Below are 7,595 nucleotides of genomic sequence, written 5' to 3' on the forward strand. Positions count from 1 at the left end.
AGCTATATGCGAATGGTGACATTGACGGGTAACCAGTTCCTTAACGAGCGCGAAGTCTGGATGGGCGCCCGTGGCTGCGGCGAGGGCTCCAGAGACCGCCACTGGATGGCCGGCTTAAAATCGCGCTCTCCGCGAATTCATCTCGCGAGATTCGTGCGCTGAGACAGACCCCTCACCCTTGCGAGTCCGTGTCTACCCGCGTCGCCGCCCTCTCCCCCAAGGGGAGAGGGCACAGCAACGAGCCGCGCGCCCTGAACGATGTGGGCGCCCCTGCCCCTCCTACTCCCAATACCAGGTCGAGAAATCGTTCTCAAACTGCGGGACTTCCTTCCAGACGCCCTTCAGCTTCTTGTTGGTGATGGTGATGAGCTGCGGCTGGAACAGGTAGGCGGAAACGGCGTCGGTCGCCAGCATGCGCTGGGCGTCGCCGAGCAGCTTGGCGCGGGCGGCTTCATCCGGCGTGGAGACGATCTGCTTGTAGAGAGCGTTGAACGCCTCGTTGTTGTAGCCGAGGTAATAGTCCTGCTCGGTGATCTTGACGAGATCGAACGGCTCGACATGGCTGACGATGGTGAGGTCGAAATTGTGCGGACCATTGCCGGCGAACACCTGCGACAGCCATTGCGCCCATTCGACGTTCTCGATCTTGGCGATGATGCCGACCTTGGCGAGCTGGGCCGCCGCGATTTCGCCGCCCTGCCGCGCATAGGACGGCGGCGGCAGCTTGAGCGAGAGCTCGAGCGGCGTGGTGACGCCGGCTTCGGCGAGGAGCTTCTTGGCCTTCTCGGGATCGTAGGGGTTGATGCCGGTGGTATCGACGAAACCGAGCGCGCCCGGCACGTAAAAACTGCCGATCGGCGTGCCGAAGCCGTCGACGGCACCGTCGATCATGGCCTTGCGATCGATCGCGGCGAGGATGGCGCGGCGCACGCGGACGTCATCGAGCGGCTTCTTGCGGTGGTTGATCGCGACGATGGTCTTGGCGCGGGAGCCGCCGACCTGGACGTTGAAACGCGGATCGGCCTTGAACTGCGCGATGGTGCGCTGGGCCGCGACGCGCGGAAACGCGTCGACGTCGCCCGAGAGCAGCGCCGCGGTCTGCGCGGACGGATCGGAGATGAAGCGGATCGTCACCTTCGAGAGCTTGATCGCGGCGGCGTTGCGGTAATCGGCCCATTTGGTCAGGGTCATCGAGGAGCCCTTGGCCCAGGCGCCGAGCTGATAGGGCCCGGTGCCGACCGGCTGCGTGACATTGGTGGCAGCGCTCTTCGGCTCGACGATCGAAGCGCTCGCCTGTCCCATCAGGAACGGCAGGTTCGGCTCGGAGTTTTTCAGGGTGATCACGACCGTGTCGGCGTCGGGCGCGGCAACGGATTCGAAGCTCTGGAACAGGCTCTTGTCCTTGTTGGTGCTGGTGGGCACCCCGTTACGCTCGAACGAGAATTTCACCGCGGCGGAGTCGAACGGCTCGCCATTGTGGAATTTGACGCCCTTGCGCAGCTTGAAGGTGTAGGTCTTCAGGTCGGGCGAAGCAGTCCAGCTTTCCGCCAGCAGGGGCGAGGTGGAGCCGTCCTCGTTGATCTTGGTCAGCGTCTCATAGATGTTGTAGAGCGCGACCTCGGCGATCGCGGCAGCGGCCGCGTTGGTGGGATCGAGCCCCGGCGGCTCCAGCGCCATCGCCATGACGACGCTGTCTTTCTTGCTTTGGGCCAGCACCGGCAGCGGCGCCGCGACAAGCGCGGCAGTGAGTGCGACGATGGATAGTTTCCTGAACATGCGTAACTCCCCTGCCTTCTCAATTCCCAGTCTACGCCAATCCTGCGCCCGAGACTAACCCTCCGCGGCAGGCGGCGGCAACGCCATCACGGCTTCCGCCTTGTGGCATGCGGCGAGATGCGCCCCGCCCAACTTGCGTAGCTCAGGCAGGGCCTCGCGGCAATGCTGGTCGGCGAGCGCACATCGCGCGACATAGGGACACCCCGTGGCGGCCGCCGATTGCGAGGCGATTGCCTGGGCCCCGCGCCGGCGCCGGCCGCCGCCGGCGCGCGCCCGCGGCACGGCATCCAGCAGCGCCCGCGTATAGGGATGGGCGCAGCGCTCGAACAGATCCTCCGGCCGCCCCTGCTCGACGATCCGGCCGAGATACATCACCGCGACCTCGTCGCAGAGATAGTCGACGACGGCGAGGTCATGGCTGATCAGGACATAGCTCAGCCCGAACTGGTCCTGGAGATCCTGCATCAGGTTGAGGACCTGGGCCTGCACGGAGACGTCGAGCGCCGAGACCGGCTCGTCGGCGACGATCAGCTTCGGCTGGGTGATCAGCGCGCGGGCGATCGCGATGCGCTGGCGCTGGCCGCCGGAGAATTCGTGCGGATATTTGTCCATGTCGGCATCGCGCAGGCCGACCTGGCGCAGCACCGCGGCGACGCGTTCCCGGAACGTGGTGCGATCAGCGCCGTCCAGCACGGTCAAGGGTTCGGCGACGATACGGGCGATGGTCTGGCGCGGATCGAGCGAACCGTAGGGGTCCTGGAACACCATCTGGAAGTCGCGGCGCGCGCGGCGCAGCTCGTCGGCCGGGAGGCGGTTGAGATCGCGGCCGAGCAGCGCGACCTGCCCCGATGTCGGCCGCTCCAGCGCCATCACGACGCGCGCAAAAGTGGACTTGCCAGAGCCGGACTCGCCGACGATGCCGAGGCTCTTGCCGGCCTGGACCTGCGCGCTGACGCCGTTGAGCGCGCGCACCTGCCCGGGCGGACGGAACAGGCTCTCGCGCGGCAGCGTGTAGCGCTGCTCGAGATCCCTGACGTCGAGAAGAGGCGCTGTGCTCATGCGGACAGCGCTCCGACATTCTCGGCCATCGAGACATCGGTGCGCACGCAGCGCACGACGTGACCGGGACCGACTTCGACCATCGGCGGCAGCGCCGCGCGGCACCGATCGATCACGAGCGGACAACGTTCGGAGAAGGTGCAGCCGGCCGGAAGATCCGCCAGCTCCGGCACAGTGCCCGAGATCGTCTTCAGCCGCGTCCCCTTGCGCGCGCCGAGCTTCGGCCGGGCGCGGAACAGGCCCTGGGTGTAGGGATGACCCATGCGTCGGAACACCTCGTCGGTCGGGCCGCTCTCGACCACGGCGCCGCCATACATCACCATCATGCGCTGGACGTTCTCGGCGATGACGCCGAGGTCGTGCGAGATCAGGATCATCGACATGCCGCGCTCCTCGACGAGATCGGCGATGAGGTCGAGGATCTGGCCCTGGATGGTGACGTCGAGCGCGGTGGTCGGCTCGTCCGCGATCAACAGGTCGGGCTCGCAGGCGAGCGCCATGGCGATGGTGACGCGCTGGCGCTGGCCGCCGGAGAACTGGTGCGGATAGGCATCGACGCGACGCGCCGGATCGGGCAGCCCGACGCGATCAAGCAAGGCAATCGTCTCTTTCCGCGCCTGCGACGCCGAGAAGTTCTTGTGACGCCGCAGCGGCTCGGCGACCTGGTGGCCGATCGTGTGCATCGGATTGAGCGCGGTCATCGGCTCCTGGAAGATCATGCTGATGCGGTTGCCACGCAGGCGGCAGTAGTCCGCATCCGCAAGCCCGGCGAGCTCGCCGCCATCGAGCTTGATGCTGCCGGTGACCACGGCACTGTCCGGCAACAGGCCCATCAGGGACATCGCGGTGACCGACTTGCCGCAGCCGGATTCGCCGACGAGCCCGAGCGTCTCGCCGCGCTTCAGCGAGAAGCTGACGCCGCGCACGGCCTGCGCCGGGCCGCGGCTGGTGTTGAGGCGGACGCCGAGATTGGCAACCTCKATCAGCGGCATGGTGGAGCGCTCAGCCATCGTCATCGCTCCCGCGCCAGTCGTGGATCGAGCAGATCGCGCAAGCCGTCGCCGAGCAAATTGAGGCCGAGCACGGCGACCGCGATCGCGGCACCGGGATAGACGGCGAGCATCGGCGACTGGAACAGCAAGGTCTGCGCATCGTTCAGCATGCGGCCCCAGGACGGCTGCGGCGGCTGCGTGCCGAGGCCGAGATAGGACAGCGCGGCCTCCGCGAGAATGGCGAGCGCGAACTGGATCGTCGCCTGCACGATCAGGATCGACAGGATGTTGGGCAGCACATGCTCGATGGTGATGCGAAACCTGCCCTTGCCCGAGGCGCGCGCGGCCAGCACGAATTCGCGCGCCCAGATCGCGTTGGCCGAGCCGCGCGTCAGCCGGGTCAGCGTCGGGATCTGGAAAATGCCGATCGCGATGATCGAGGTCACCATGCCCGGCCCCACGACCGCGGCGAGCATGATCGCGGAGAGCACGGCCGGAAAGGCGAAGGTGAAGTCGGAGAAGCGCATGATGATCTCTTCGGTCCAGCCGCGCCGCGCCGAGGCGATCAGGCCGAGGCAAACGCCGAAGGTGAGACCGATGCTGACCGCAATGATGCCGACCATGATGGTGGAGCGGGCGCCGGCGAGCAGCAGCGAGACGATGTCACGGCCAAAGGAATCGGTGCCGAGCCAGTGCGCCGCCGATGGCGGCCGGAGCTTCGCGGCGATGTCGATCTCGTAGGGCGACCAGGGCGTCCAGACCAGCGACAGCAGCGCCGAGACGAGCACCAGCAGGCTCAGCGCGCCGCCGAGGACGAAGCTGCGATGGCGCAGCGCGCGGCGCCAGAACGTGCGCGCGGGCAGCGGGCGCGTGGCGACCGGCGCATCCATCGAGGTGGTCAGGGGCGCGCTCACAGGTCGTGCACCTTGATGCGGGGATCGATGAAGGCATAGAGCACGTCGACCACGAAATTGACAATGACGACCATGGTCGCGAGCAGCATCACGCAATTGCGCACCACGATCAGGTCGCGATTGGCGATCGACTGGAAGATCAGGCGGCCGAGGCCCGGCAGGTAGAACACGTTCTCGATCACGATGGTGCCGGCGAGCAGATTGGCGAATTGCAGGCCCATCACCGTCATCACGGGGATCATGGCGTTGCGCAGCACGTGGCGCCACAGCACCTCGCGCTTGCCGAGCCCCTTTGCGCGCGCGGTGCGGACGAAATCCTCGCGCAGCACTTCGAGCACGGCCGAGCGCGTGACGCGGGCGAGGATCGCGGCCTGCACCACCGCGAGCGAGATTGCCGGCAGCAGCAGCGACTTGACCCCCAGCCAGATGCCATCCTCCCAGCCGGCGAAGCCGCCCGCCGAGAGCCATTGCAGCCGCACCGAGAACAACAGCACCAGCAGGATCGCGAACCAGAAATTCGGCAGCGCGATGCCGACCTGCGTCAGCGACATCACGCCGACATCGCCGAGCTTGTTGTGGTTGGCGGCGGTGTAGATGCCGGCCGAGAGCGCCAGCGTCACCGTGATCGACATGGCCATGATCGCGAGCGGAATGGTCAGCACCAGCCGCTCCGCGATCAGGCTGCCGACCGGCGTGCCGTAGACATAGCTGTTGCCGAGATCGCCGACGAGCAGGCCCTTGATCCATTGCAGGTAGCGAACCGCCAGCGGCTGGTCGAGCCCGAGCTTGACGGTGAGCGCACGGACCGCGTCCGGCGACGCGTCGGCCCCCATCAGCATCTGCGCGGCATTGCCGGGAAGCGCATCCAGCACCAGGAAAATGATCAGGGATGCGCCGACCAGCGTCGCCAGCAAGGTCAAGACACGTCGGAGGACAAATACGCTCATGCGCGCTCGGGTTCAAAGCTCATCCGCGGCACGATCAACATGTCCGGACGGCGGACGCAAGTCCTTTGCGCGCAAGTGCCTAGCTGCATGCGCATGTCGTCATTCCGGCCAGCGGGACAGGAGGTCGGCGGAGGCCTCGAACAGCGCGCTCACGCGCAGCAATTCCGCATCGCGCCGGAAGCGGCCGACGAGCTGAAGCCCGATCGGCAGGCCGTCGCGGCCGAAGCCCGAGGGAAGGCTGACGGCGGGATGCCCGGTCATGTTGAACAGCATGGTCCAGGGGAACCAGTGCGGCCGGACGCTGTCGAAATGCACGCCGTCGATCTCGATGGTGCCGAACAGATCCTGCGTGATCGGCAGCGCGGTGCGCGTGAGGGTCGGCATCGCCAGGAAGTGCCCGCGCGCAAGCAGCGATTGCACGCGGCGGAACAGCGCGGTGCGCGCGAACATCGCCTCCTGGTAGTCGACACCGCTGACCTCGGTGGCGAGCGCGAGCTGCTTGAGGAAGGCCTCGCTCAGCTCGTCCTTGTGCTCGGCCGCAAGCTTTGCAAAGCGCGTGCGCCAGACGGTGTGGTTGATGGCGCGCCAGATCGGCTCGATGTCGAAACCTTCGCCGGAGAATTCCTCGAGCTCGGCGCCGAGCCCGGCCAGCCGGTCGAGGCTCGCCCTGAAGCTGGCGGCGACCTCGGCGGACACGGGACGGCCCGGCGGCGTCAGGCAGTACAGGATCCTTTGCCCGCGCAGATCGCCGCGCGGGGCCGCGGTGCCGACGAAATCGGGCACGCCAACGCCGATCGACCAGGGATCGCAGGGGTCCTCGCCCGCCATCGCCTGCATCATCAGCGCGGTGTCGGCGACGGTGCGCGTGGTCGGCGTGACGTAGGTCTGGTTGCCGAACACGTCCAGCGCCTGGCTGTGCGGGATGACGCCGTTGCTCTGCTTCAGCCCGACCACGCCGTTGCAGGCGGCGGGAATCCGCGTCGAGCCGCCGCCGTCGGTCGCGATCGCGAGCGGCGCGATGCCGCTGGCAACGGCAACCGCCGCGCCGCCGCTGGAGCCGCCCGAGGACCGGCAGGCGTCCCAGGCATTTCGGGTGCGGCCGAACAGCGGCGAGTCGGTCAGGCACTTGCTGCCGAATTCCGGCGTCGTGGTCTTGCCGATCAGGATCGCGCCCTCGGCGCGCAGCCGCGCGACCGCCACCGCGTCCTCGGCCGGCACGTTGTCCTTGTAGGGAACGGCGCCGAAGGTGGTCTTCACCCCCTTGGTGTTGACGATGTCCTTGACGGTCACGGGGATGCCATGCAGCAGGCCGAGCGGCTCGCCGGCCATCATCTTGCGCTCGGCGGCGCGCGCCGCCGCCATCGCCTCGTCGCCGCAGATCGTGATGAAGCAGTTCAACTGGGGCTGGAGCGCCTCGGCGCGCGCGAGCACGGCCCGGGTGATCTCGACGGGCGAGATCCGCTTGTCGGCGATGAGGCCGCGCAGCTCGGTTGCGGACAGCAGGCAGGGATCGCCGTTCATCGTCACATCACGCTCCGAAGCCGGCCCCCGTTGGCCGGCCATTGACAGCGAGAATGACAGTTTTGTTAACTCGCCGTCCAATACGATTTTGGTCGTCAACCCATACGTTTTCGGTATGCCAATGGATCTTCGCCGGCTCCGCTATTTCGTCGCCGTCGCCGAGGCGCGCAGCGTCGGCAAGGCCGCCGAACGGCTGCGCATGGCGCAGCCGCCGCTCTCGGTCCAGATCCGCAAGCTGGAAGCCGAGATCGGCGCGCCGCTGTTCCRCCGCGGCACGCGCGGCATGGACCTGACCGAGGCGGGCCAGGCGCTGCTGGCGCGCGCCAGCGAGGCGCTGGCGCTTGCGGCCGACGGCGCCGAAGCTGCGCGCGCGGTTGCATCCGGCC

Annotated in this window: 7 protein-coding genes; 1 reads left to right on the forward strand and 6 read right to left on the reverse strand. The window is 67.5% G+C overall.

The window, feature by feature from the left end; all coding sequences use genetic code 11:
- Nucleotides 1-279 precede the first annotated feature (279 nt).
- The 6 genes from AC1D00_RS17955 to AC1D00_RS17980 form a co-directional block, all read right to left on the reverse strand.
- Nucleotides 280-1,776, reverse strand: coding sequence for an ABC transporter substrate-binding protein (locus AC1D00_RS17955; RefSeq protein WP_477011572.1), 1,497 nt, complete (start codon nt 1,774-1,776; stop codon nt 280-282).
- Between the two features lie 54 nt (nt 1,777-1,830).
- On the reverse strand, nt 1,831-2,835 hold the full coding sequence (locus AC1D00_RS17960) for an ABC transporter ATP-binding protein (protein ID WP_477011573.1): 1,005 nt from the start codon (nt 2,833-2,835) through the stop codon (nt 1,831-1,833).
- Nucleotides 2,832-3,845 (reverse strand): ABC transporter ATP-binding protein, encoded by a 1,014-nt coding sequence (locus AC1D00_RS17965; RefSeq protein ID WP_477011574.1) that lies wholly within the window; start codon nt 3,843-3,845, stop codon nt 2,832-2,834. The genes AC1D00_RS17960 and AC1D00_RS17965 overlap by 4 nt, the downstream gene beginning before the upstream one ends.
- Before the next feature lie 2 nt (nt 3,846-3,847).
- Entirely contained in the window at nt 3,848-4,741 is an 894-nt protein-coding gene (locus tag AC1D00_RS17970; protein WP_135172655.1) for an ABC transporter permease, read from the reverse strand.
- The gene (locus tag AC1D00_RS17975; RefSeq protein WP_477011575.1) at nt 4,738-5,688 is read right to left on the reverse strand and encodes an ABC transporter permease; all 951 of its coding nucleotides are present in this window, start codon (nt 5,686-5,688) and stop codon (nt 4,738-4,740) included. Before AC1D00_RS17975 ends, AC1D00_RS17970 begins: the two co-directional genes overlap by 4 nt.
- Before the next feature lie 99 nt (nt 5,689-5,787).
- Complete coding sequence (locus AC1D00_RS17980) at nt 5,788-7,209, reverse strand: amidase (RefSeq protein WP_477011577.1); 1,422 nt, start codon at nt 7,207-7,209, stop codon at nt 5,788-5,790.
- Nucleotides 7,210-7,330: 121 nt separating this feature from the next.
- Here AC1D00_RS17980 and AC1D00_RS17985 point away from each other — a divergent pair.
- Nucleotides 7,331-7,595, forward strand: a 265-nt coding sequence (locus AC1D00_RS17985) for a LysR family transcriptional regulator (protein WP_477011576.1), incomplete at its 3' end; no start/stop codon positions are given.

Source organism: Bradyrhizobium sp. P2_E8, assembly GCF_056403875.1.

What these genes read in the sequence shown, in the direction of transcription:
- AC1D00_RS17955 (WP_477011572.1), bottom strand. Translation starts at nt 1,776, where the DNA reads ATGTTCAGGAAACTATCCATCGTCGCACTCACTGCCGCGCTTGTCGCG.
- AC1D00_RS17960 (WP_477011573.1), bottom strand. Translation starts at nt 2,835, where the DNA reads ATGAGCACAGCGCCTCTTCTCGACGTCAGGGATCTCGAGCAGCGCTAC.
- AC1D00_RS17975 (WP_477011575.1), bottom strand. Translation starts at nt 5,688, where the DNA reads ATGAGCGTATTTGTCCTCCGACGTGTCTTGACCTTGCTGGCGACGCTG.
- AC1D00_RS17980 (WP_477011577.1), bottom strand. Translation starts at nt 7,209, where the DNA reads ATGAACGGCGATCCCTGCCTGCTGTCCGCAACCGAGCTGCGCGGCCTC.